Below are 23495 nucleotides of genomic sequence, written 5' to 3' on the forward strand. Positions count from 1 at the left end.
CTTCCCGCAGATCCGGGAAATCATAGAAATAGTTGCCGGTAGCGGTATTGACGGGATCACCGCAAACTGCTGAGACCGTGGGGGTGCCCTTTAACGGTTCCAAGGGTGGCGGCGTTGGATTCTGAACCCGCACGTAGCCGCTTCCATTGCCAATCAAGGCGACCCATTGACCACTATTTTGATCAAAACGTTGCGCCTCAACCTCATACACACCGGGGGTAGCAAAAAAACTGGTCATATCGTAGGTGTAGCGTTCGCCTGGATTCAGCCGAATCTGGCTCGTCTCCATAAAGGAGACACTACTTCCACGCACCAGGGCCCGTAGTCGTCCTTCAGCCGGCAGTGCCCCATCAGTATTGAGAACGGTAAATTGTGCGCGGGCATTGCCCCCATCTGAGGAGAGATCATTCGGGGTGATGCTCAAGGCACCTTCGAGTTGAAGTTGAGCTGGATCAACCAGATTGAGCGTTCGACATGGGCCACCATTATCGGGTGGGAGGCGGTTCCACACGCCGTTGAAAAATTCGGCACAGACGTTGAAGCTGCCATTGGCGTCGAAGCGCACGGTGTTGTTGTAGGCAAAGGTGCCTCCCAACTGCCCAATGCTCGCACTGATCTCGGCAAAGGTTGGTGCGCCACCCGTATTCGCCCGAATGACGCCGTTGTAATTGCCACCACCATCGTTGCGGACGACAAAACTCGCTGTTACATCCGTTCCACGGGCGACGGTTGAACCTGGTGTGAGTTGGATGCCGCCGACTACCTGCAAGACGGGATTCTCACTATAGTCAATGCGTAAGAATGGTCGAGGATTCGTCGCAACACTATTTGCTGACCAGAAGATACTGCCACCAGTCGCCGCTTCATTGCTCGATTGAATCAGCATGCCAAAGTTGGGCGTGCCTGTTTGCCATGCTCGGGCGTAGTTCGTGATATTCCACGCTTTGTAGCCGGCACTCCCATCAACGGTGGTACAGCACTGCTCTTCGGTCACGTTCCGTTGATTATTCCAGGTCAGCGCGTTTTTGGAAGAGACCCATTCGTCAACGACCCGCGAGACGCGTGTCTGGTATGTCCCTGCTTGGGAGAAGTACTGATACAGGTTTGCCGAGGCACTATTGATCACCGACCCTGGGGGCAGCGCCGGAAAGCCAAACTGAATGTAGGTTCGTGTGACTGCCTTCCAGTTGGTGCCATTTGGCCCATTAGGTGGATCATACCCAACATAGAGACGGGCTTGATCCCATGTTGGTACGGTTGGAAAGCGTTGCTGCACAAACGCATCCTCAACGACCCCCTGATCATTGATGGCGGCCAATGAGGCTGCGTCACGGACAAGCTCGCCAACCAATCGCAGGGTTATGGGCAGGTCAGGCGCAAGGGTCTGTAGCCATTCAGGGTCAAGTTGAAATACCAACTGATAGCGATCTTCGCCCACGTGCGTGATCGTCGTCGTGACGATCCCAATCTGATCCTGCCCAGTGGTTGCAATGGGATGCAAATCAAGGCGCGCATCGGTATTGCCGATCTGTACGGCACCGTCAACAAGGCTGACCTGTCCATCTGGTACCTGTAACTCAAAACTGAGCGGGCGTTGGCGCGACTCTTGTGTATGGAGATCGGCCAATACGGTAACACCATTGCTGAGAGCCTCATACGTGATCGACGTATCGGCGAGCAGATCAGCAAATGTGAGTGATGAAGACCTGACCTGTGGCTCACTGGTACGGGCTTGCGCTGGCCTCAGTGTCATACGTAGTGAGCCAAAACGCAAGCCAAGGCTGGCATGGGCAAGCGATCCGGCATCGGCCAAAACCGTCTCACGCGTGGCGATCTGTACGATGAAATCGTTCGCGGCATTGCGATACGTGCCTGGATTGTGCGGGTCAAGAATGAGCGTATTGTCGATCGTTTCCCATTCGTCTATTTCATTGAGGTAGTGTATGGGGGCAGCATAGGCAAGAGCATAGCCACTACGGTCAGGATATTGATAGACTTTTGCATAACGATTGCGGAGATCGCGTCGCTCAACAGCCCGAGGCGCTCCATTGATGATCAGAGGGAGATAGACACGATGCACTGAATGCAGTAGCGGTGGCTGTGTTCCTGCTGAAATCAACTCAGGTTGATCTGGTACGTGGTGAGCTTGGTCAAGGCCTACCTCGCTGAGGTTCCATGCCTCGCTAACTTGCGCAGGCAACGGTGAAGGAGCAAGCAAGACCTCTCCAGGGGATGGATCAGCGGGATGTGCCCAGACAGATTGATAACTTACAAAGGGGGCAGCGAGTTGGAGACTCAACATCACGAGGAGGAACCAGTGGAGGAGGGACTTCTTGTTCATGACACGTCCTCAGTTGCAGGTTTGAGGTGTTGGCAGGTATACCCCAAGCACATAGAGATGCACCCTATTCCACGTAGGCACTCCTGCACGTTCTTATTCTACGTGTTTTCAAATCTTGTGAATAGCTAGTCTTTGGTACTAAAGAGATCTAGTACTCTACGTTCGTTCTATGGTGATCTTGGTGCTGGTTTTGTTGCGAAAGTTTCACTTTTTCGCTTAGAAGATGCGATCCTGATCCTGTAGCTGCACAATGGATCCCGACGGACGAACCTGCGGCCATGATTGCCGCGACGATCGCGGCGCTGCGACGGCAGGGCACGCGCTCGTGGTGGGCGTGTCTGTTGGCCCGCAGGAACACCTGGCGCGGCGGGAGGGGAGTTGCGGCGCATCAGACATGCTGTTGGTTGCTTAGCTGCGCGCATTGCCGTAAGCGCTAGGGCGCGTGCGGCAGCGGACAGTGGACACGCAGCGGCGCGGGCGCTGAAACAAATAGTTACATACCCTGTCGTGATGGTAGTCTTGTGTCTAGGCACCCCCGCTGCGCGTTACACTGCATGGCGTGGTGAGCAGCAGAGGTGTTTTGCTCGGTCTCGCTGCATCAAGTGTAGTGACTGGTTTTACAACTTCTTACGTCGCAGCAGTTTTAGTGCGTTTCGCTTTTTTACCGAGTGAAGGTGTATCGTTTGCTGGAACATCCATCCCTGGGATGCTCATTTGCTCAGCTTTTAGTGCTTCTTCGGGCTTTACTTGGCCCTTAGCTAGCTGCTGTTGACCTGCTGTACTGATTTCAGCACTACCAGTGGTATCCTGTTCTCTGCTTACGGTAGTATCTGGCTTTACGTTATGAGTTTCCTGAAAAAGACTAATGATAGGTTCTAAGTCAAGCATATCGTTAAGATCCGTACATTCAATTTTTCTTCCATTTACCCAATGAAACGATTTCTGTATATCGGAAGATTGAGACTGATAGCTGAGATAAAAGACTTTGGGTAATACAGCATGTCCTTGCGTATGCGCAAGACTTGGCAGCCATTCCGGATTAGGATCTGTAATTAATACTGTTTTCGCTAAAAATAAAGCAGTATTAATTGCTTGCGAATGAAGATTTTTATTCCATGATTTCATCGGTTCGACGAAAGAGATAATGGTGATACGAGTATCATCCCAAAGATCTTGTAAATCTTTCCGTACTCTAAAGTGATTGATACCATCAGCAATATAGATGACAACATCAAGATGTTTTTTAAGAGCAACACGAATAAATGGACGCTCTAGGTCGGGCCCATATCCGGTTAGTAATGTGATACCGGGTCGCGTAAGTTGCTCGATACAAATTTTTGCTACCTCCATTTCACGCTTGTCGGGCTTTGGTGAAGGTAAAATGGCAAGCAACTGTTGATCAAGGCGTGCTATATCACCTTTCACATAGAGCGTTGCGGTACTTCTGCCACGAAGAGCCGCAGGGTAGTTTGGACTCTCAGGAGATATGGTTGTTATTCCTGCGGTGCGAAGCTGTGCTTGGTCTACGTCGCGACCACTTTGGTATGAGTCTAACGGTGTAAAAACCAAAATGTCCGCCTCGAGATCCTTAAGGTGTTTAACAATCATTTGTTTGACACGACTCCAGTCAAGCCCTCCGTTTCCTGCACCGAGTGCGGGAAGGACTACACGTGTTTTGCCACGCGACTCAAGGTGTTCTCGCAGTGCGACCAATCCTGCCTCAAGATCCTCGTACCGGGATGGTTGACGCCAGTGCCGCTTGGTTGGAAAGTTAATAATCTGTTCTCCGTTGCTCTCTTGCCAAACATGGAGGTGCCCAGGCTGGATGTTGCCTGCTCTACATTCCTTTTGATATGCCTTGAACATAGACGGGTATCTCGTCTTGAAGGCTAACGCAAGCCCTGCCCCCATCACACCAACACAATTAACGGTGTTAATACGAATATCAGCAGGGGTGTCGAAAAGGTCGCCAGTAAAAAATGTTAAAGGCATAATGCATTCTCAATTCTACAGAGCAGATCAACTTCTCTGTTTATCAGCCTCACCTTCTGTATTTTACCAAGCATAGTGATCATCTGTATCCGCTTGAAGCCGCTAGATCGTGCTCTATCTCTTCTTCATAGGTCTGGATAAGGCTAGCGAAATCGGAGTCAATGTAGTAGTCTGAAGACCTATGGATGGCTCTTGTCTCATCCAGATCCGAGAAATAGAAATCACCGGAGTCAACCTCAATATCTGGAGGAGTGATACCCAAACGCCAGTATTCTTGGCAAACTTGACTTCGTTCGTGTTCACTCCTGACAACTATCTTTGCAAATAATTCAGAACTTACGCTCTTATGCACGAGTAGCTCGGCCTGCTTAGCTTGACGGACAGGAACGCAGCCGGGTCTATCGTACTTGCTCGCCCATCGCCAGGTATCAACCGCATCCCAGTCTATTTTCATCAAGTCACCAGGTTTATTGTAGAAATTTGGCGGCGAATTAGTATTAGCAGAAGCATCTGTAAAAACACAGAATACTTGTTCAATAATCGTTATATGAACCACAATATAGATGATGTCACGTTGTTCAGCCCATTTGTTTTCAAGAACACGCCATAACATCGGAGAACGCGTGCAAAAATAGAAGGGAACGTAATCATGAACTTTGCCTCCTGGAGGGCAAGAGACGTTCGTTCTTGCGCGACGTTTTTGGATGTTTTGATCAGCAATAGCTGTATGTGGCATCCTTCTGTGAAGTTTTTCATTAGTTGCGAGCAACCCATGCCGCAAGATCGTAGACAAGTTGTCAATAACAGTAAAGTGGTACGCATATCGGTTGCACAGATGATTAGGAATACACATAAAATGCACCTTTCTACGAACTACTCGCTCTAAGAAACGATGTGGCGGAAGGAAAACATCGAATGGTTCGGCTCAGCCACTTGCCAAGTGGATCGAAGTAATTCGGCTGACAGCGCAGGGTTGCACGGCAGTACCTGCCGACGTAACCGATCAGAATGTCTTCCTCCTATCCATCTATCCATCTCTTGTCTCCTCCAAATAAGGCCGTCCTTTGCCTTCGAGTCAAGTTTAGCTCCATTACGTAACCAAAACATTACCAGAAAGCCAAAGTCCAATGAGGAGTTTTCTATCAAGGCATATGAGCAGCGGAGAGGGCGATCGAAATACGGCCTCTATCTCGTCAGGCCCACCTGCGCCCCGGATACGTAGCTGTCGTGCTGGCGCATGGTGGGGCATGGATTCTATATTGATGCGACCCAAGGACAAACTGGTGGTACGGCATTCCTGTCACGACCACGATCGATCTATATACCTAACCTAAGTTTTCCCTGATCCTACAGCGGGCCAAGTTCGGCTCTTTCGCTGCCAACCAGCGCCTCGCTCACATCACCCCCTTTGCTTTGCTTGGTGACGCCTCATGCCAATGAGGTTGGAAGCCAGCGCCTCACCATGCTGAGCAAAGCACGCCTCACTCGACGGTAAGCCCATATCTCAGCAACAGCTTCGGCAGATGGGCATCCACCGCAAGCTGCGAGGCATGCAGCAACGCCATAGCTTGCGGCACAGCCGTAGACGTGTGCTTGGTTGACTCCACGCACCCACACCCCGCACCCATGCCATGCCCGCAAAAGCGGGTATCCAGTGGATAGTCGCGGTTGCTCAGGCCGTTCCGGAGGAGGAGGCTACTGGGAATGCGGGCAGGTTGTCGGCGCCTGCGGCGTCGCGCTACAAGCGGTTGTTAGCCCGCAGGATTGCTGTATGGTGCCGGTTTATGTCATGCACGCTTAAAAAAGATCCAGCGTATTGATCTGTACCACGGGAAGCGTCGTCGCGGTAATGGAATTACCCAACAACACTTTATGCAATTGCGTATATTCATCCTGGAGTGGTTGCGTATACTGCTCTACAACTCGTTTCTGGACATCAATAATCCAGACTTCACTGATAGCCGCACGTGCATAGCGCGGTAATTTTTCGTTACGATCGTACTCCAACGAGCTATCCGCAATTTCAATGATTAAAAACACGTCATCTGGAGTTGCAAGTGCGCTGGAATAAAAATCATCGCGCGGACTCAAGATGGCAATATCGGGTTGCGGTTCACTCGAATCACTGAGTCGGATCGGATTTTGAATACTAATAATCCCGTTCTTTCCGACGGCTCCAGTCAACAACCGATTCAACTTATTGACGATCCCCACATGTAACGGGCCAATCGGACTCATAACGTAGATCTCCCCATCTAGGAGTTCCACCCGATCATCTTCAGTAAGAATACCCGCCTGGCGCATCAGCGTATAGTCGTCTACCGTAAAATGGTGGCGTGTTACCGTGATCGTCATATGGCGTCCTCCTCATCCCGTCCGTTTCTGCCTAGCGATTGGCAGGATATTTTACCATAGTCCACCTGTCATTGCCGCCTCTAGTTCAGACATCTCAGGGCCACCCACGTTACGAGGCGGCATCCAATCGGCTAATCCCTCTGCTTACATTGGCGCATCTACAGGTATCGGCACACCAATTGCCTTGGCCTTGGCAATACCACTCTTCCTCGGGCTAGCCCCAAGACCTTGCAAATAAGGCGGCTATTTTGACGCAAAGGCGCAAAGGCGCAAAGGTTTTTGCGTAGGTGAGCTTAACCCTTCGCGCCTTCGCGCCTTCGCGTGAGCTTCTTTGCAAGGTCTTGGGGCTAGCCCAGGCTTTGATGCGGGCACGTCTGGCGCGTGTAGCGTTCATTGACCAGGCTGGTCACGATGCCTTCGGCTTCCGCCTTCCGCACGTCTCTGAGGGCAATGTGCCCTTGCCCCCACAACGATGACTGCTACAATGTAAACGTGTTTATTGCTTCGCTGTTGTGTTGGAAAGAACTATGTCATCATCAGAATCACTTGTATCTTCACCCAAGCCATTACTGCGGGGGTGGTCACATGCGGTCGGCGCCGTCGCCGCCTTGATTGTCACGGTCATCCTCCTGATCCAGACATTTGGTGATTACCCACGTTTTTTTGCCCTGCTAATCTTTGGGTTGAGCATGATCTTGCTCTATGCTGTCAGCGCCATCTATCATCTCGGCAACTGGCCTGAGCGCCAGCGCATCTTTTGGCGCACCTTTGATCACGCGAATATTTTTGTCTTCATCGCTGGTGCCTATACGCCGATTGCGGTTATCTTGCTTGATGGCACGATGCGCATCGCCCTGCTTGTGGTTATTTGGAGCCTGGCGTTGGTGGGGGTGGCGGCCTCGTTCTTCACCCTGCGCATGCCGCGCTGGGCCTTGATCTTGCTCTACATCGGCATGGGCTGGATCTCGTTGATTCTCCTGCCCCAGATGGTGCAGGCCATCTCATTTCAGCCAGTGCTGCTCTTGATCGCTGGGGGCTTGATGTACACCATTGGCGCACTGATCTACGCCTTCCGCTGGCCCAACCCGCTGCCACGCATCTTTGGCTTTCACGAGATCTTCCACCTGCTGGTCATCGCCGGGACGGTGGCGATTGCGACCACGATCTGGATCTGGGTGGTGCCTTTTGCGTAGTGAGGGTGTCAGCCTCGTTCGCCACCACTATAACATCGGGTCTGTAGTGCCGACTTCCGTCGGCTGAGCCGGACGCCGTCTGATGAAGATGCAATCGTCCAGCGGGTCTGTAGTGCCGACTTCCGTCGGCTGAGCCAGAAGCCGACGGAAGTCGGCACTACCTGCGGGGCGATTGCATCTTCCGTGTATGCACCCCGCGAGGGCACCCGCGAGGGGTGCCCCTACACCGGGCCCGCCCCCGCCCCGGTACGGGCACCCCTCGCGGGTGCCCCGCCCCGGTACGGGCACCCCTCGCGGGTGCCCCGCCCCGGTGTACGGGCACCCCTGGCGGGTGCCCCGCCCCGGTGTACGGGCACCCCTGGCGGGTGCCCCGCCCCGGTGTACGGGCACCCCTGGCGGGTGCCCCGTTGTATCCGATTTCGTATGATGCAATCGCCCTAGCACTCCCTGATGTCATGCGTAAAAGCCATGAGTCGGCTAAAGCCGGCGCTCCGAAGCAAACCGTAGGATCACACAACCACGTTATAGCCGGCTTCCCGCAGCAGCTTGCGCTTATTCAAGAGCCAGAGGCTCAGGCGGTCACGGATAAAGTTACGGGCATTGCGAAAGGCCCGTAGCTGCGTCGCTGCGTCGCCTTCGACTGACGACGGATCTTCAAAGCTCCAGTGAACCAACTCGGGCTCGCCAGGGAAGGTCGGACAGGTTTCACGGGCGCGATCACAGACGGTGATGATGACATCAAACTGTTGATCGGTATACTCGCTGACGTGCTTGCTCCGTTGCCCGGTGAGGTCAATATTCACCTCTTGCATCGCCTTGATGGCAAGGGGGTGAATGCCGCTTGGTTCGTTGCCTGCGCTATGTGCCTCGAAATCACCTTTGCCCATCGTGCGGGTCAGTGCCTCGGCCATCTGTGAGCGTGCGGAATTGTGCGTGCAGAGAAAGAGAATGCGCAACGGGTAGTGCATACCATGCCTCCTGTGAGATTTATATCAACTGATATTGATATTATACAGGCTGCTCGGGCTTTTGTATAGGGAGGAGGTTTGCTTGACCAGGGCGATTGCATCATACGAAACCGGATAAAAAAATACGCTCTCTGTGGCAGCATGTGCATGCAACCAGCGGCGCAAACGGCGGCCCCGGCCCTTGTAGGGGCACCCCTTGCGGGTGCTCTGGTGGGGTACAGGGCCGGGGGCCGGGCCTGGTGTACCCCGGTGTACGGGCACCCCTTGCGGGTGCCCTGGTGGGGTGCATGCACGAAAGATGCAATCGCCCTGTTTGCTTGACTTGCTGGGAGCATCTATAAAATCAACTGGTATTGATATAAAATGATATGAGGGCCTGAAGTTCGGCGAGGTCGCTTGGCGTATTGAGGCTGCGCAGGCTATGTCCAGCGGGGTCATAGCGTTGCCAGACTTCTGGTTCGATGCAGGTAACGTCAAGCCGAGGATAGACATCAATAATGCGGCGATGACCTGCTTCGAGCAGTTGACGCATTGGTTCACGGCAGGTACGGTGATAGATCGCGTGGAGTGGTTCGAAGCCGGCCTGGTTGCGCGTCGTGGACGGGAGGACGTGGCGCGGCACGAGCAGGTCATACTTGCGCGGCCAGGCCAGCATGGCGGCAAGCAGCGCCTGGTTGAGCAAGGGCATATCACAGGCTACGACAAGCGCATAAGGTGTGGTGATGGCCTGCAGGCCACTGTAGATGCCCCCAAGAGCGCCGCCATCGGGATAGACATCGGGGACAGTGCGCACCTTCAGGTCGGGCCAAGCCGAGGCATCATTCAACACCACGACAACCTCGGCACACAACGGTGCCACCACCATGATCGTATGCTCGAGCAGGGTTGGCCCAGCGTCACCCCACAACCGCAAACGCCGCTTGTCCATCCCCAGGCGTCTGCTCGCTCCCCCGGCCAGCACAACTGCCGTTACCGTTGCATCTGATGTGTTCATGTGTGTTCACCAGGTAGCGTAAACATGTACCAGGCATCTGCTAGTTGACAAAACCTGTGCATAGCGTCTACAATCAATAGAGTAACGATGCTTATGAGCTATAGATATAAGGAGCACCTTGATGATCGAGCGCCCCGAAACCTTTAATTTTTTTGGTTTGCAGAGTCTGTTTGGCCCCGAGTTGAAGCCGGGTGATGCCGCGCCTGATTTCACGTTGCTCAATGCCAAACTCAAGCCGGTGACCATGGCCGCTTTTGCTGGCAAGCCCCTTGTCATCAGTGTCGTGCCTTCGCTTGATACCGGTGTGTGCAACAAGCAAACCCTGCGCTTCAACGAAGCAGCGGCCACCCTTGGGGACAAGGTCAGTTTCATTACCGTCAGCGCCGATCTGCCCTTTGCCCAGGCGCGCTGGTGCAGTAATGCTGGTGCTGATACGATCCAGACCCTCTCGGATCACCAGGCGATGAGCTTCGCGCAGAGCTACGGCACCTACCTGCAAGCCTTTCGCCTTGAGAGTCGGGCCGTGTTTGTCGTTGACAGCGCTGGCGTGATCCAGTATGTTGAATATGTGCCTGCTGCCGGCACCGAGCCCGACTACGACGCCGCCCTTGCGGCACTTCACAAGCTCGTCGCGTAATCTTTCAAAGACTCTTGCTTGTTCCGTGTTGACGGCCAAGTCGTCAGCGCGGAACAAAAAACAGGGTTTGGGGCCTGCCCCAACAAAAATATGCCACTGTACATCTACCTCTGCCCCGAATGCGATATCGAGCTCGAAGAACGACGCGCTGCATGGCGCGTCGATGACCCCGTTGAATGTCCTATCTGTCATGGGTTGTGTCTGCGTCAGGTCGCAAACATTGCTTCCCCTGCCCGCCAAGATCCAGCCCCTATCCGCTATGCCTCGCCTGAGCAGGTTGCACGGGCAATGCACGGTCCCGCGTGCAGTTGCTGTCGTCCACGCCGCCGCTCGTAGGCCAGGCATGCGATAAGCGTACCACGATGAGTGATCCTTGCCATGAGGATGGTGCCGTCATTGAGTTGAGTGAGCGCGAGTGGCAGCAGCAGGTGCTGGCAGCGTTGCAGCTTGATGGGCAACGTCTGACTGCGCCGCGTCAGGCGATTGTGCGCTGGATTGCCGCGCAGCATACGCCGTTTAGCGCCGAGGCCCTGACAGCAGCGCTGAGTCCCCAACCGGCCAGCGTTGGACGAGCGACCGCCTATCGCGCCGTCGAATGGCTACGTGACCAGGGCTGGTTGGCGCGCGTTCAGACCGAACGAGGCGATTATACCTACGCCCGCACCCTACCGGGCCACCACCACCATGCCGTCTGTACCCGCTGTGGCGCTCTCTTGATGTTTGAAGGCTGCGCCATGATCGAAAGCTTGACCAGCATGTTGGAAGCCCAGGGGTTCCAGGTGCAAGGGCATATTGTCGAGCTATTTGGCCTCTGTGCAACGTGCAAAGCCAAAACGTAGCGGCGCAGCTGTGCAACATGCCAAGCAAAACGTAGGGGCGCAGCAGCCCCTGCGCATCTGTTGGTCGCAACGTCGTCCCCATCGCTGCTACGCCCAACCTTTATTGACACAAAGGCGCAAAGGCGCAAATATTGACACAAAGGCGCAAAGGCTGTGGATCCACATCCATCAAACCTCTGCGCCTTTGCGCCTTTGCGTCAAATCCCTAATCCAGATACCCGTGGAGCCGCATCCCAACGCTGGGGTGGCGCAGGCGGCGCATTGCTTCGGCTTCGATCTGGCGCGTGCGTTCGCGGGTGATGCCAAAGGCAACCCCGACCTCTTCCAGCGTGCGTCGCTGCCCATCAAGCAGGCCATACCGCAACTGGAGGATCTTGCGCTCGCGTTCGGGCAGGTCGTTCAGCGCTGCATTGAGTTCTGCGTGCAGCATATTTTGCGCCGCAATCTCGATCGGTGTCTCTAGGCTTTCGTCAGCCAGCACTTCACTGACCCGGCCTTCACTCTCGTTGTTCAACGGTTGCTCGAGCGAGACTGGTTGGGTGGAAGCCTGGAGCAGTCGCTTGACCTTGCGCAGGCTCATCCCGAGGGCATGAGCCAGTTCGTCGGCGGTCGGCTCGCGCTCGAGTTGCTGCTCGAGCCGGTAGATCGCCCGCCGCAGATGGACAATCGACTCGCTCAGGTGAACAGGCAGGCGAATGAGCCTGCTCTGCTCGGCGATCGAGCGGGTTACCGCCTGACGGATCCACCAGGTTGCGTAGGTGCTAAAGCGGTTCCCCTTGGTATAATCAAACTTTTCTACGGCCCGCATCAACCCGATGTTGCCCTCCTGGACAAGATCCATAAAGGCCATCGGACTCCCAATATATTTTTTCGCCACACTGACCACGAGGCGCAAATTAGCCTGGATCAGCTTACGGCGGGCATCTTCGCCACGCGCAACGTCTTGCTCAAGTTGAAAACGTTCCCGTCCGTTGCGATAATCTTCATTATTAATGCGCATCCGGGCTTCTTTGCCCCGGGTAATTTGCATGGCAAGCTCACGCTCTTCGACTGCGGTCAAAAGGGCAACCTGCCCGATCTCGTGAAGATAGAGTTGCACCGAGTCTTCGACAGGCTCGTTATCACTACTCTCGACTTCTTCGACTTCAACCTCTTCGAGTTCAACCTCTTCGACCTCAGCGTCCCATGCCCCGCCATCTTCCTGCACATCTTCGGAAAAGTTCTGCTCAAGAACTTCTGTACGCTCATTCATTTTTTGGAAGGTACCCACAGCATCGTCTCCTGAGTCAATGGGCGGAGCTAACACATCCTGTTGCCGTCTACGTTGTTCGCGTTTGTTGTCACCCCTGGTTGGTTGATGTGCGTGATATCGGGGTTTCAACAATTTGTATACCATCTATTCTATACTTTGCACAGGATTTGTCAAGCCTTTGTTTGCCCCAATTTTAATCTTTTTCGGTTTGCCAGGTATGTGCGTCCACGGTTTGCCCCGTCTGGCTACGGGGAGGCAGGCTCGCCAGAGCCACCGCAACCGGGCCAATTTCGTCGGGTGACAGCAGACCAGTACGGACTTCAGGCACGGTTGACCGCACCATCTGGGTATCGGCAAAGCCACCGGGATGGAGCGTATTGACGTTGATCCCGTGACGACGGAGATCTTTCGCCATAATGCGCGTCAGGCCGTCTACCCCGCATTTTGCCGCATAATAGGCCGCAAAACCTGGAGTCACGATCCGTTCGAGGGGCGCACCGACATTGATAATATTGCCGCCGCCAGATGCGATCATCTGCGGTAACACCGCACTGGCTACCAGAAAGGTGCCTTTGAGCAGTGTATCGACGACGAGATCCCACTGCGCCTCACTCGTCTCGGTGATGGGCGCACGCAGACCGACGCCTGCGCTGTTGATCAGGATCTTGATTGGTCCGAGTTGCTCGTAAACCTGTGCAACGAGACCTGAAACCTGTGCAGAGTCGCGCACATCAACGGGTAGGGCCAACGCCCGCCCGCCCTGCTCTTCAATCAACCAGGCGGTCTCGGCAATTTCGTCGGCGGTGCGTGCGGCCACCACGACCGTCGCACCCTCGTGCGCCAGGGCCAGAGCCATCGACCGGCCAAGCCCTCGCCCGCCTCCGGTTACCAACGCTATCTTCTTCGCCAATTGCATCGGTTCGTCCTTCAAGCTGTGCAATAGGTGTGCATCACGCACACTATTTGTACCATATTTGCACAGCTTTGACTAGACCGTTGCGAAAAAATGAGAAGTCTCTCATCTCATGGCGCGTTGCTTGATGAGTTTGAAGATCTCGAGCACGAGCAGGATGCTCAAGGCAATTGCCAGAAGCGCGAAAAACTCGGTCAGGGTCACGGGCGCGATCCCCAGCAGTCCTTGCATAAAGGGAAGGTACATCGAGAGCAGATGCAGACCGAGGGCCGCAAAGATGCCGATGATCAGCAAGGGATTGCGCTGCAACGGGATCCGGAAGGCCGAGACATACTCAGAGCGGCAGTTGAAGATATGCACATTCTGGAAGAGCACCATTAACAGCAGCAAGAGATTGCGCGCGTAATCCTGGTCGACGCCCTGTTCGAGCAGCCAGTACCAGACCGCAATCGTAGCCCCAAACATCACCCCGGCCGAGAGCAGGGTCTGCTGGATCATCAATGGGTTGAAGACTCCCTCACCTGGATCGCGGGGTGGGCGTTGCATCGCCCCAGGCTCACCCTTTTCAAAGGCAAGGGCTACACCCTGAATGCCGTTGGTCACCAGGTTGAGCCACAGGATCTGCACGGCGATCAGCGGCAGGGGCAACCCGACGAGCAACGCGACCAGGAAGAGCGCAATCTCGGCGGCCCCGGTTGAAATGAGCAGGTAGATGACTTTGCGCACATTATCATAGGCGTAGCGCCCCTCTTCGACCCCCTCGACAATCGAGGCAAAGTTGTCATCGGTCACGATGATCGAAGCCGTATCTTTGGCGACATCGGTACCCGAGCCCATCGCGACGCCAATATTGGCGGCCCGCAGCGCTGGCGCGTCATTGACGCCATCGCCAGTCACGGCGACAAAATGCCCAAGGGCACGTTTTGCCTCAACAATGCGCAGTTTTTGCAGTGGCGCTACACGGGCAAAAACTTCGGCTTCGCGGACGGCCTTGACAAAGGCGGGATCGGTGCCTGTTTCAACGTCGGGCAGATCGCGGCCAACCACCACATCGCTGCGATCCCTGGCAATGCCAAGCTCGCGGGCAATCGCCAGTGCTGTCGCCGGGTGATCGCCGGTAATCATCGCCACCTTGATCCCGGCGCGTTGGCAGGTATGCACCGCGTCGATCACCTCGGGTCGCAGCGGGTCGATCATGCCAACGAGACCGAGCAGCGTCAGAGGCGGCATCGTCGCATCATCAATCGTCGTGCCATCAAGATCCTCGGGCACGTGACTCGTCGCTAATGCCAGCACCCGGTAGCCCGCATCCGCCATCCGTGTCACCTGCTGCTCGATGGCCGTATGATCAAGCGGAAGTGCTTCACTATGCAGACCAAGGGCGTGCTGACAGAAGGGCAAGAGCCGTTCGGCGGCTCCTTTGACCGCAATCATCGTCTGGTCGCCCTCGCGATAGATCCGCGCCGCATACTGACGCTCCGACTCAAAGGGAATCTCGTGCAGGGTAGTGACTGAGGCATTGATCTGCTGAGGCTCAAACCCGACCTTATAGCCAAAGGCAAGAAACGCAATATCAACCGCATCGCCCGACGATGTCCAGCCTTGCTCGGTACGTCGCAGATCGCCCTCATTGCAAAGCACCCCGGCGCGGGCGAGACGCTCGATCCAGGTTCGTTGGGCCTCACTCACTGGTTGTTCATCAGCCCGTCGCACCTCGCCTTCGCCACTATAGCCTTCACCGGTCAGCGTGAACTGCTCGCCCGACACCGGCTCAAGCGCTTTGATCGTCTGCTTATTGACGGTCAACGTACCCGTCTTATCGCTTGCAATCAGGGTACAACTACCCAGACCTTCGACGGCGGTCATCTTGCGCACAATGACGCGGCGTTTGGCCATGCGATTCACCGCAATCGACAGGGCCACCGTCAACGCAACCGGCAGACCCTCGGGGATCGCCGAAACCGCAAGCGCGACCGCCAGGAAAAAGATCTCGGTAAAGGGTTCGCCCTGAGCCATCGCAATCACGATCATCGCCACCATCGCCACGAGCACCGCAACGCTAATATAGCGCACAAAACGATCCATCCGGATCACCAGCGGCGCCTTGGTCGCTTCACCGCTGGTGGTTGCCTCAGCGATCCTACCAATCTCGGTCTGGAGACCGGTGGCAACAACGACCCCCTGGGCACGCCCCGAGAGCACCGTTGCACCGGCGTAACCCATATTATCGCGGTCACTCACGGGAAGATCGGCCTCGGTGAGTGGCCCGACGCTTTTATCGGCAGCGATCGATTCGCCTGTCAGGAACGACTCGTCCACCGTCAGATTATTTGCCTTGAGGAAGCGCACATCTGCGGGCACGCGGTCACCCGACTCAAGCACAAGCATATCGCCGGGCACCAGTTCTTCGGCCTCGATGCGTTCCTCTTTGCCATCGCGGCGTACCCGCGCATACATTTTCAAGAGGCTTTGCAGGGCGGCGGCATTCTGTTCAGCACGCCACTCTTGATAGGTACCCAGGGCGGCATTGATCGCCAGCACGACAATAATGAAACCGGCATCGGTATATTCGCCCAGAAAGAGCGAAATCGCTGCGGCTGCGAGCAAAATATAGATCAGCGGACTCAGGAACTGGTGGAGAATAATCTTCCAGAGGGGCATCGGCTCTTGCGAGGGAAAGGTGTTTTTACCATAGCGGGCTTGCAACTCCGCAATGCGTTCACGAGGCAAACCCTGAAGCGACGTTTCAAGACGTTGCAGCACCTGCTCTTCGTCGTCGGCATGCCAGATGATCGCCTCATCACGCTGCTTTAGGGGCAGGTTGACCTCTGTTTGTTGGGTAGACATCGTAGACCATCGCTTTCTATCTTCTCTTTCTGTTGATCCTGCGAGCTATGCGTATAACATTCTTGGCACCACACACCACAGACCCCCAAACCCCAGCCAAAAGGCATCCACGTAAAACAAAAGGCCGCTGGCGCACCGGAGACTCGGCCTACCGGAGGAACCAACAGCCAGCGATCATGCGCCCATGTCATGATCCATCATAGCATATCGCGCAACTTGAATTGACACAGCGCGGGAGAAGAAGCAGGGCGATTGCATCATACGAAATCGGATACAACGGGGCACCCGCAAGGGGTGCCCGTACAGGGCCGGGGGCCGGGCCCGGTGTAGGGGCACCCCTTGCGGGTGCCCTTGCGGGTGCCCTTGCGGGCACCCCTTGCGGGTGCCTTGGCGGGGTGCATACACGAAAGATGCAATCGCCCTAGGAGAAGGAGGGAGCCATGCTAATCATTTCTGAAGGGTTGTGGGTCAACTCGCGGCGTGGCCGCGAGTTGACACGCCAAAACGCGGTACCCCACATGTGGAATACCGCGTTCCAATCTGGTGGAGCGGAGGGGATTCGAACCCCTGACCTCCTGCTTGCAAAGCAGGCGCTCTCCCAACTAAGCTACCGCCCCAGATCAATAGAAAATGCAAAACGCACCTTGATGCGCTTTGCATTTTTTGATGGTGGGCGTAGGTGGACTCGAACCACCGACCTCGATCTTATCAGGATCGCGCTCTAACCAGCTGAGCTATACGCCCGTACAACGCTGGCTATTGTAACATGACCACCTATCCATGTCAAATTGTCGGCAGCGTGCATCACTGCTCATCCTCGGTATGCACAGCCAACCGTCGCGCTTTACCCAGCAACAACGCCTCGGCCGCCTCGCGGTCGCGATCGGGGCCGTTGCAATAACTTGCGCGCAGGTTCACTGGCAGATCCGGGACAATGCCCATCCCTTCGATTGGACGACCATCAGTGCGCCGAAAGTCAGCCGTCGAGAAACGCACAAACGCCCCACCGGTCAGATCAAAGCGAACCGGGTTACCCGACCCGCCACCCGTTGGACGCCCGACGGTAGTGGCTCGCCCTGAGTCAACCAGCGCCACGACAAATTGCTCGGTTGTGCTAAAACTTCGCTCATCAATCAGTACGGCAACTGGCCCATGATAGATCGGTGCCCGCGGCGTCAGGCGAAAACTGATCCCAGGAAGCCAGCCGCGCTGCGGCATACGCCCAGCAAAGTGGTCACGCCCATAGGTAAATGGCGCATCGAGCAAACGCGCCGCCATCTGGTCGGCGAGCAACTGGTTGCCCCCGCCATTGCCCCGCACATCAATGATGAGCCCGGGGGCCGCAAAGAGATCGTTCAACGCTGCATCAAAGGCCGCAACTAAATCGTCGTCACTCCAAAAGGCGTTGATTTTGATCAGGCCAAGGCCTGAAGGCAAGCGCTCGGTCTGAATGGCAGGGGGACGCTCACGTGAACCCGACGCGGCTGAGGCTGCCGTCTCGGGTTGCTGGATCAGCGCGACCGTCTGCGGCTGACCGTTGGCATCAAGCACCGTGACCTCCATCTGCGGCACCGTACTGCTCAACACATTGAACGCGGCCAGCGCACGACGATTGTGCGGGGTACTACTGGCAGTCAGAATAGCGGGCACTGCATCCAAGACCTCTTCAAGCGGGCGGCCATCAACGGCCACCAGCACGGCGCACGGCTCCAGACCCGCTTGCCGGGCCGCCTGGCTCACCTGATCAACCACAACCTCTGCGCCCATCACCCGAGCCGTACCAAAAAAGATCCGTCCCTGCTGGCGCGCCGGCGATTGAAGATTGGTGTGGCCGTCTTGCAACTCAGCCAGCATCTCAGCCACCAATTTCCAGTAGGCCGCGTCATCAGAAGCATCCGCAACCTGCGGCGCATAACGCTGATAGGCCTCGTCCCAGGCGACGCCTTTCAGGGCAAAATACGGGTAGTATGCATCCATCGCCCGCCAGAGCCGGTCGAAATTGGCCTGGCGGTCACTCGTGGCGGGGAACACGATATTCAATCGATAGAGTGGGAGCAGCACCGCAGCGGCCCATCCAAGCACAAGCAATCCGTGCAACAGCCACAAGACCCACCGTTGACGCCGACGCGCCTCAGGTGACTTCGCTTGTTGCCACCAGCGCAACCAGCCAAACATCAATCCGACCACCACCCCAACCAGCACCGCTATCGGCCAACGACCGGCGAACGGCCCCCAGATCAGCATCCCACTTCCGAGACTCGCAAACAAAGGATGGGCGACCAAACCAATCCGCTCGAACAAGCGTAGCTGTTTCATCCTAGACTCTTGAACTCCTTCGCAATGCAGCAAGCGCAGCTTGTAAGCATGTAGCCATATTGTAGTCTGGCTATCGGCAGAATGCATCGGTCAGGTGAACGATGCCGTCCAGGTCAAGAGATCAGGCATCTGGCTAGGACTGGCGTTTGCCCCAGCCCCAGCCAGTTCGTAGGAGCTTACGTGGGTGGATGCGGCTAGACCCAATACCTTGCCCCAAGGCCCAGAGATATGCTATGCTTGCCCGCAGCAATGCCTACTATTGAACCAGAGGCCAAGCAATGCCGACGATGTATGAGATCTACGCCCAGTTCGCCCCCGAGTACGATGCGCTGGTGACCCATGAGGATTATCAGGGTCAGTTGAAGGACACCTTACATAGCCTCTATGATATTACGAACAAAGATGTGGTTGAGTTTGGCGTTGGCACAGGCCGAGTGACGGCCATGTTGGTCGAAAAAGCCAGGCACATCACCTGTTGTGATCGTTCGCCCCATATGCTGGCCTATGCCCAGCAGAAGTTGCAGGCCTATGCCGACAAACTCGCGTTTGTACAGCGCGATAACCTGGAACTGAACCGGGTTGAAGGCCAGGTTGACTGCGTGATCGAGGGGTGGAGCTTTGGGCATACGGTGCTTGATCATCCTGATACGATGGACGACGTGATTGATCACCTCGTGGCAGCGTGCGCTTCGCTTGTGCGTCCCGGTGGCGTGGTAATCCTGATCGAAACAATGGGTACCATGGTCGAAGACCCGGCCCCCCCGCTCGCCGAACTCGCCCACTTCTATGCGCGGCTCCGTGACCAGCACGGCTTTGCCGAACACGTGATCCGCACCGATTATGCCTTTGCTGATGATGAAGAGGCCGCCAAGATCATGGGCTTCTTTTTTGGCGAAGAGATGCGCGAACAGATCCTCACCACCCGTCAAGCCATCATTAAAGAGTATACCGGGGTGTGGATCAAAACGATCACCTGACTAACGCACCAGGACTTTTGCAAAGTCGTTGGGCTTGCGCCCCAAACCCCAGTTTTTGGTTCGTGTTGGCGGCTTCGCCGCCAACACGAACCAAAAAACATCTCCGGGAGTGGCGAAGCCGCTCCACACCCCACCGCCGGAGGCGAACTTTGCAAAAGCCCTGACTGACGCACCGCGTTACTTGCGTAAGCGCCGATTTCCTGCTATGATTCAGCCTATCTATACTTTACCCCATGGAGAGGCTGATGACATACTTCAAAGACGAAGCCGAGTTGCAGCAGGTTCTCGGCCAACTGTACGATCTGGTCAAGACCGATGCCCGCGTTGGGCCACGAATCTGCGAGGGAAAAATCGTGATTCAGTTCCGCTATGAAGAACCATTCGGCATAGCGACGATTGATGCAGCCCATCCACCAACCCAACCAGGGGCTTACTGTGATGTTCACTGGGGCGAGGTTGATCTCAAACCTGACGTGACAATGTCGATGAAGGCGGATATTGCCCATCAGTTCTGGCACGGCAAGATCAACTTGATGGCAGCCCTCACCCGTAAGCAGATCATTGCCAAAGGGCCCATTCCCAAGATTCTGAAGTTGCTCCCAGCAGTTGAACCCGTCTACAAGATGTATCCCAAGATGCTGCGCGAGATCGGCCGTGAGGATATCGCGCTCAAGTAGGCGAGCGTCAATCCTTCTTTACGTCCCGGTGCTGACACACGGATGCAGTGCGGGCGACCTTTCGGGCATATGCCGAGCAATAGCGAGATGTATGAACGCGGCGCCCGCGACGCCGAGTTTGATGAATTAGATCTCTTTTATTACCAACATTACTACTACTATCGCCAGGGGTATAACCAGGCCCGCAAGCAGAGTACGACGCGGGGCACGGTCTCCCCTGCGATGGTAGTAGTCTTTGTTGTGCTGATCGCGCTTAGTCTGGTGGCTGGGGGTGTCTGGTGGTTTTCGGAACGCAGTACGCGCCCTAGTCAGGCTGGCGTTGAAGCAACCCTTATTGCTACCGCAACAGTTGTTGAACGCCCTACCAGTCGCCCTATCCCACAACCGACGGTCCTCCCTCCTGCGGCACTCGTCCCAGAGCCAGAACCTGAACTGGTGCTGGCCGTCGGACGTACGGCACGGATCGTCAATCTCAATGGCACGATGTTGCGCGCACGCGCAAGCCCCGGGTTGACCGAAGTGGTCGCACGGCTCCCTGATGCAAGTGAAGTTACACTGGTCGAAGGCCCGGTTGAGGCCGATGGGTATGTCTGGTGGCGCGTTGAAGCCGCCGCCGGCACCGGATGGGTCGCCCAGGGTTCGCCGGAAGGAACCGTCTTTCTCGAACCTCTGCCGCTCAATTGATCACGAGTGGGTCTATGAAGTTGATTGTGCAAATTCCTGCGCTGAATGAGCGTGAGACCATCGCCGCAGTCATTGCCGATGTGCCGCGCACGATCCCCGGGATCAGTGCGGTCGAGGTGCTCGTCATTGATGATGGCTGTACTGATGATACGGTCACGGTGGCGCTGCGCGCCGGGGCCGACCACGTGGTGCGCCATACGGCCAATAAGGGGCTTGCCAATGCCTATCAGACGGGCATTGATACGGCCCTCCGCCTCGGGGCCGATCTTATTGTCAATACGGATGCCGATCATCAGTACCCGGGCCACGAGATCACCACCCTTGTGCAACCGATTATTCAAGGAAGGGCTGATATTGTCGTCGGCGACCGACAGGTGCAGCATATTGAACATTTTTCGCCACTCAAGAAGACCTTGCAACACCTCGGCAGTTCGGTGGTGCGCTGGGCCTCTGAGACTGATGTGCCCGATACGGTCAGTGGTTTCCGGGCGCTGAGCCGTGAAGCCGCCCTGCGGACGTTTGTCACGACTGACTTCTCTTACACCATCGAAGCGCTGATTCAGGCGGGCAAACGCCGTCTGACGATTGTCGCTGTCCCAATTACGACCAATTATGTCGAGCGCCCCTCGCGTTTGCATCGCGGCAATTGGAATTTCATCAAGCGCCAGGCCGCGATCATTGCCCGTACCTATGCCACGCACGAGCCGCTCAAGGTCTTTAGTTACCTGGCCGCTTTTCTCTTTACCCCTGGTGCCCTGCTGCTGATCTGGGCCTTCTATATCTTCATTGGTCGCCGGATGGAGTGGTTCGTCCAGTCGCGCTCCAACGACCAGTCGCTGCTCGTTGGCGGCATTCTCGTCTTAATGGCGCTCTTTGTCTTCCTGATCGGCCTGCTGGCCGATCTGGTTGGGGGCGTCCGCCGGATTCAACAAGAGGTGCTCTATCGCGTACGTACGATTCAGGTGGATGATGAAGCATGGCGGCGGAACGCGAGCGCCCGCCTCGATGCGCTCGAAACCGCGTTGACCGAAGAGAGTGCCCCGACCGCGCCAAAAACGTAATGACCGGCGTTGTAACGCCGGCCATTCCCTCTAAGCTACTGCTATTACCGATCAAGCTACTGCAACGTCGATGGTGTTGGCCCACAAAAGCCAGTTATCCTGGCCTTTTGTGGGTCAACAGGATCTACGCGGCAGCCTGCGCAGCCTCAACGGCTTTCTGGGCTGCTTCGGCGAGTGACGTGGCTGGGATTAACTGTGACTCGGCCAGGAGACGCAACCCCTCTTCTTGATTGGTACCAGTCAGGCGTGCAATCAGCGGGATAGAGGTGGGGACTTCTTCGAGGGCGGCAATAATGCCACGGGCCACTTCGTCAACACGGGTAATGCCACCAAAGATATTGAACATCACCGCCTTGACATTGGGATCAGCGAGAATGATCGCAAGCGCCGTGCGGACTTTGTTTTTATCGGCGCCACCACCGATATCAAGAAAATTCGCCGGTTCACCGCCATAGAGCTTGACCACATCCATCGTCGCCATCGCGAGACCAGCCCCATTGACCATGCACCCGATCGAACCATCAAGCTTGATAAAGGTAATATCGGCGGCCCGGGCAAGCTGTTCGGCTTCCGGCTCATCAGAGGTGTCACGCATCGCTTCAAGCTCAGGATGCCGGAAGAGTGCGCTATCGTCAATCAACACTTTTGAGTCAAGGGCAAGCAGACTGCCATCATCACGAATCACCAGGGGGTTGATTTCGACCAGTGACGCATCGCTCTTGACAAACGTCTGATAGAGCGCGGTCGCGATCTGGGCAAACTGACGCGCCTGCTTGCCATCAGTCAGGCCAATCGCAAACGCCAGTTCACGCGCCTGATACTCTTGCAAGCCAAGCTGTGGATGTGCCGGAAGCTTGATAATCGCCTCGGGATTCGTACGGGCAACTTCCTCGATCTCCACCCCACCCTCAGCCGAGGCAATCATCACCACGCGCTTGGTCGCACGATCAAGAATCGCACTGAGATAGATCTCTTTCTGATAGCTAATCGCCTCAGCCACCAGCACCTTCTCGACCGTCAAACCTTTGATATCCATACCAAGAATCTGGCTGGCAACCTGTTCGGCGTCAGCAGGTGTATCAGCGAGCTTCACACCCCCGGCCTTGCCACGGCCACCCACAAAGACCTGGGCCTTGATCACCACGCGACGACCGAGTTCTTCGGCGATCGTGCGCGCCTCAGCCGCCGTCGTCGCGACACCACCTCCGGTAACGGGAATGCCATGCTGCGCCAGCAGGGCTCGGGCCTGGTACTCGTGCAATTTCATATGAATTCTCCACGACACTGAGCGAGACCATCGGAAGCACGTGCTTGCGGTTAGCGTATAGATACCGCTTATCTATAATATGCATTCCAGATTGACCGCTTGCACGTGCTATCGTAGCATATACCACAAAGCGATGTCAAACCTTTGCGCCTTTGCGCCTTTGCGTCAAAATAGCCGCCTTA

20 protein-coding genes and 2 tRNA genes are annotated in these 23495 nt (G+C 55.8%); 9 read left to right on the top strand and 13 right to left on the bottom strand.

The window, feature by feature from the left end; translation table 11 throughout:
- From EYB53_RS14520 to EYB53_RS14535, 4 genes are all read right to left on the bottom strand, one after another.
- A partial coding sequence (locus EYB53_RS14520; RefSeq protein WP_135479154.1) for a DNRLRE domain-containing protein occupies positions 1 to 2341 on the bottom strand: 2341 nt, incomplete at its 3' end.
- Positions 2342 to 2968: 627 nt separating this feature from the next.
- Positions 2969 to 4333, bottom strand: coding sequence for a macro domain-containing protein (locus tag EYB53_RS14525; protein ID WP_135479156.1), 1365 nt, complete (start codon positions 4331 to 4333; stop codon positions 2969 to 2971).
- 79 nt (positions 4334 to 4412) lie between these two features.
- Positions 4413 to 5186 carry a type II toxin-antitoxin system toxin DNA ADP-ribosyl transferase DarT gene (darT, locus tag EYB53_RS14530; RefSeq protein WP_135479158.1) on the bottom strand — a complete coding sequence of 258 codons (774 nt, stop codon included), beginning with the start codon at positions 5184 to 5186 and terminating at the stop codon, positions 4413 to 4415.
- Positions 5187 to 6130: 944 nt separating this feature from the next.
- The gene (locus EYB53_RS14535; protein WP_135479160.1) at positions 6131 to 6688 is read right to left on the bottom strand and encodes a Uma2 family endonuclease; all 558 of its coding nucleotides are present in this window, start codon (positions 6686 to 6688) and stop codon (positions 6131 to 6133) included.
- Between EYB53_RS14535 and EYB53_RS26635 the strand changes: the two genes are divergently transcribed.
- The gene (locus EYB53_RS26635) at positions 6678 to 6926 is read left to right on the top strand and encodes a sodium-dependent bicarbonate transport family permease (RefSeq protein ID WP_205712663.1); all 249 of its coding nucleotides are present in this window, start codon (positions 6678 to 6680) and stop codon (positions 6924 to 6926) included. The genes EYB53_RS14535 and EYB53_RS26635 overlap by 11 nt on opposite strands.
- Before the next feature lie 289 nt (positions 6927 to 7215).
- Positions 7216 to 7881 (top strand): PAQR family membrane homeostasis protein TrhA, encoded by a 666-nt coding sequence (gene trhA, locus EYB53_RS14545; RefSeq protein WP_135479162.1) that lies wholly within the window; start codon positions 7216 to 7218, stop codon positions 7879 to 7881.
- Positions 7882 to 8390: 509 nt separating this feature from the next.
- Here the strand turns inward: trhA and EYB53_RS14550 are convergent.
- The gene (locus EYB53_RS14550) at positions 8391 to 8849 is read right to left on the bottom strand and encodes an arsenate reductase ArsC (protein ID WP_135479164.1); all 459 of its coding nucleotides are present in this window, start codon (positions 8847 to 8849) and stop codon (positions 8391 to 8393) included.
- 343 nt (positions 8850 to 9192) lie between these two features.
- Positions 9193 to 9843, bottom strand: coding sequence for a molybdenum cofactor guanylyltransferase (gene mobA / locus EYB53_RS14555; protein WP_135479166.1), 651 nt, complete (start codon positions 9841 to 9843; stop codon positions 9193 to 9195).
- 121 nt (positions 9844 to 9964) lie between these two features.
- Here mobA and tpx point away from each other — a divergent pair, with 121 nt between their 5' ends.
- The 3 genes from tpx to EYB53_RS14570 all read left to right on the top strand — a co-directional run bounded on the left by tpx (position 9965) and on the right by EYB53_RS14570 (position 11319).
- Positions 9965 to 10480, top strand: coding sequence for a thiol peroxidase (gene tpx / locus EYB53_RS14560; RefSeq protein ID WP_135479168.1), 516 nt, complete (start codon positions 9965 to 9967; stop codon positions 10478 to 10480).
- A gap of 90 nt (positions 10481 to 10570) precedes the next feature.
- The gene (locus tag EYB53_RS14565) at positions 10571 to 10816 is read left to right on the top strand and encodes an FmdB family zinc ribbon protein (RefSeq protein ID WP_135479170.1); all 246 of its coding nucleotides are present in this window, start codon (positions 10571 to 10573) and stop codon (positions 10814 to 10816) included.
- A 26-nt stretch (positions 10817 to 10842) separates the two neighbouring features.
- Positions 10843 to 11319: a Fur family transcriptional regulator gene (locus tag EYB53_RS14570; RefSeq protein WP_135479171.1), complete on the top strand. Its 477-nt coding sequence runs from the start codon at positions 10843 to 10845 to the stop codon at positions 11317 to 11319.
- A gap of 205 nt (positions 11320 to 11524) precedes the next feature.
- Here the strand turns inward: EYB53_RS14570 and EYB53_RS14575 are convergent, their stop codons facing one another.
- From EYB53_RS14575 to EYB53_RS14600, 6 genes are all read right to left on the bottom strand, one after another.
- Positions 11525 to 12589 (bottom strand): sigma-70 family RNA polymerase sigma factor, encoded by a 1065-nt coding sequence (locus EYB53_RS14575; protein ID WP_371879115.1) that lies wholly within the window; start codon positions 12587 to 12589, stop codon positions 11525 to 11527.
- 175 nt (positions 12590 to 12764) lie between these two features.
- On the bottom strand, positions 12765 to 13487 hold the full coding sequence (locus EYB53_RS14580) for an SDR family NAD(P)-dependent oxidoreductase (protein ID WP_135479172.1): 723 nt from the start codon (positions 13485 to 13487) through the stop codon (positions 12765 to 12767).
- A gap of 102 nt (positions 13488 to 13589) precedes the next feature.
- The gene (locus EYB53_RS14585; protein WP_135479173.1) at positions 13590 to 16331 is read right to left on the bottom strand and encodes a cation-translocating P-type ATPase; all 2742 of its coding nucleotides are present in this window, start codon (positions 16329 to 16331) and stop codon (positions 13590 to 13592) included.
- 541 nt (positions 16332 to 16872) lie between these two features.
- A tRNA-Ala gene (locus tag EYB53_RS14590) sits at positions 16873 to 16948 on the bottom strand.
- Positions 16949 to 16998: 50 nt separating this feature from the next.
- Positions 16999 to 17075 (bottom strand) — tRNA-Ile (locus EYB53_RS14595).
- A 60-nt stretch (positions 17076 to 17135) separates the two neighbouring features.
- Positions 17136 to 18647, bottom strand: a complete 1512-nt coding sequence (locus EYB53_RS14600) for a S41 family peptidase (RefSeq protein ID WP_167857415.1) — start codon at positions 18645 to 18647, stop codon at positions 17136 to 17138.
- 287 nt (positions 18648 to 18934) lie between these two features.
- On the opposite strand from EYB53_RS14600, the gene EYB53_RS14605 reads away from it, so the two are divergent.
- From EYB53_RS14605 to EYB53_RS14620, 4 genes are all read left to right on the top strand, one after another.
- On the top strand, positions 18935 to 19624 hold the full coding sequence (locus tag EYB53_RS14605) for a class I SAM-dependent DNA methyltransferase (protein WP_167857416.1): 690 nt from the start codon (positions 18935 to 18937) through the stop codon (positions 19622 to 19624).
- Positions 19625 to 19869: 245 nt separating this feature from the next.
- Positions 19870 to 20301, top strand: coding sequence for a hypothetical protein (locus EYB53_RS14610; RefSeq protein ID WP_135479176.1), 432 nt, complete (start codon positions 19870 to 19872; stop codon positions 20299 to 20301).
- Positions 20302 to 20388: 87 nt separating this feature from the next.
- The gene (locus EYB53_RS14615) at positions 20389 to 20985 is read left to right on the top strand and encodes an SH3 domain-containing protein (protein ID WP_135479177.1); all 597 of its coding nucleotides are present in this window, start codon (positions 20389 to 20391) and stop codon (positions 20983 to 20985) included.
- 14 nt (positions 20986 to 20999) lie between these two features.
- The gene (locus EYB53_RS14620) at positions 21000 to 22046 is read left to right on the top strand and encodes a glycosyltransferase family 2 protein (RefSeq protein WP_135479178.1); all 1047 of its coding nucleotides are present in this window, start codon (positions 21000 to 21002) and stop codon (positions 22044 to 22046) included.
- Positions 22047 to 22170: 124 nt separating this feature from the next.
- Here the strand turns inward: EYB53_RS14620 and sucC are convergent, their stop codons facing one another.
- Complete coding sequence (gene sucC, locus EYB53_RS14625; protein ID WP_135479179.1) at positions 22171 to 23313, bottom strand: ADP-forming succinate--CoA ligase subunit beta; 1143 nt, start codon at positions 23311 to 23313, stop codon at positions 22171 to 22173.
- Positions 23314 to 23495 lie beyond the last annotated feature (182 nt).

This window comes from Candidatus Chloroploca mongolica (assembly GCF_004762035.2).
In the GTDB taxonomy this organism is placed as follows: Bacteria; Chloroflexota; Chloroflexia; order Chloroflexales; family Chloroflexaceae; genus Chloroploca; species Chloroploca mongolica.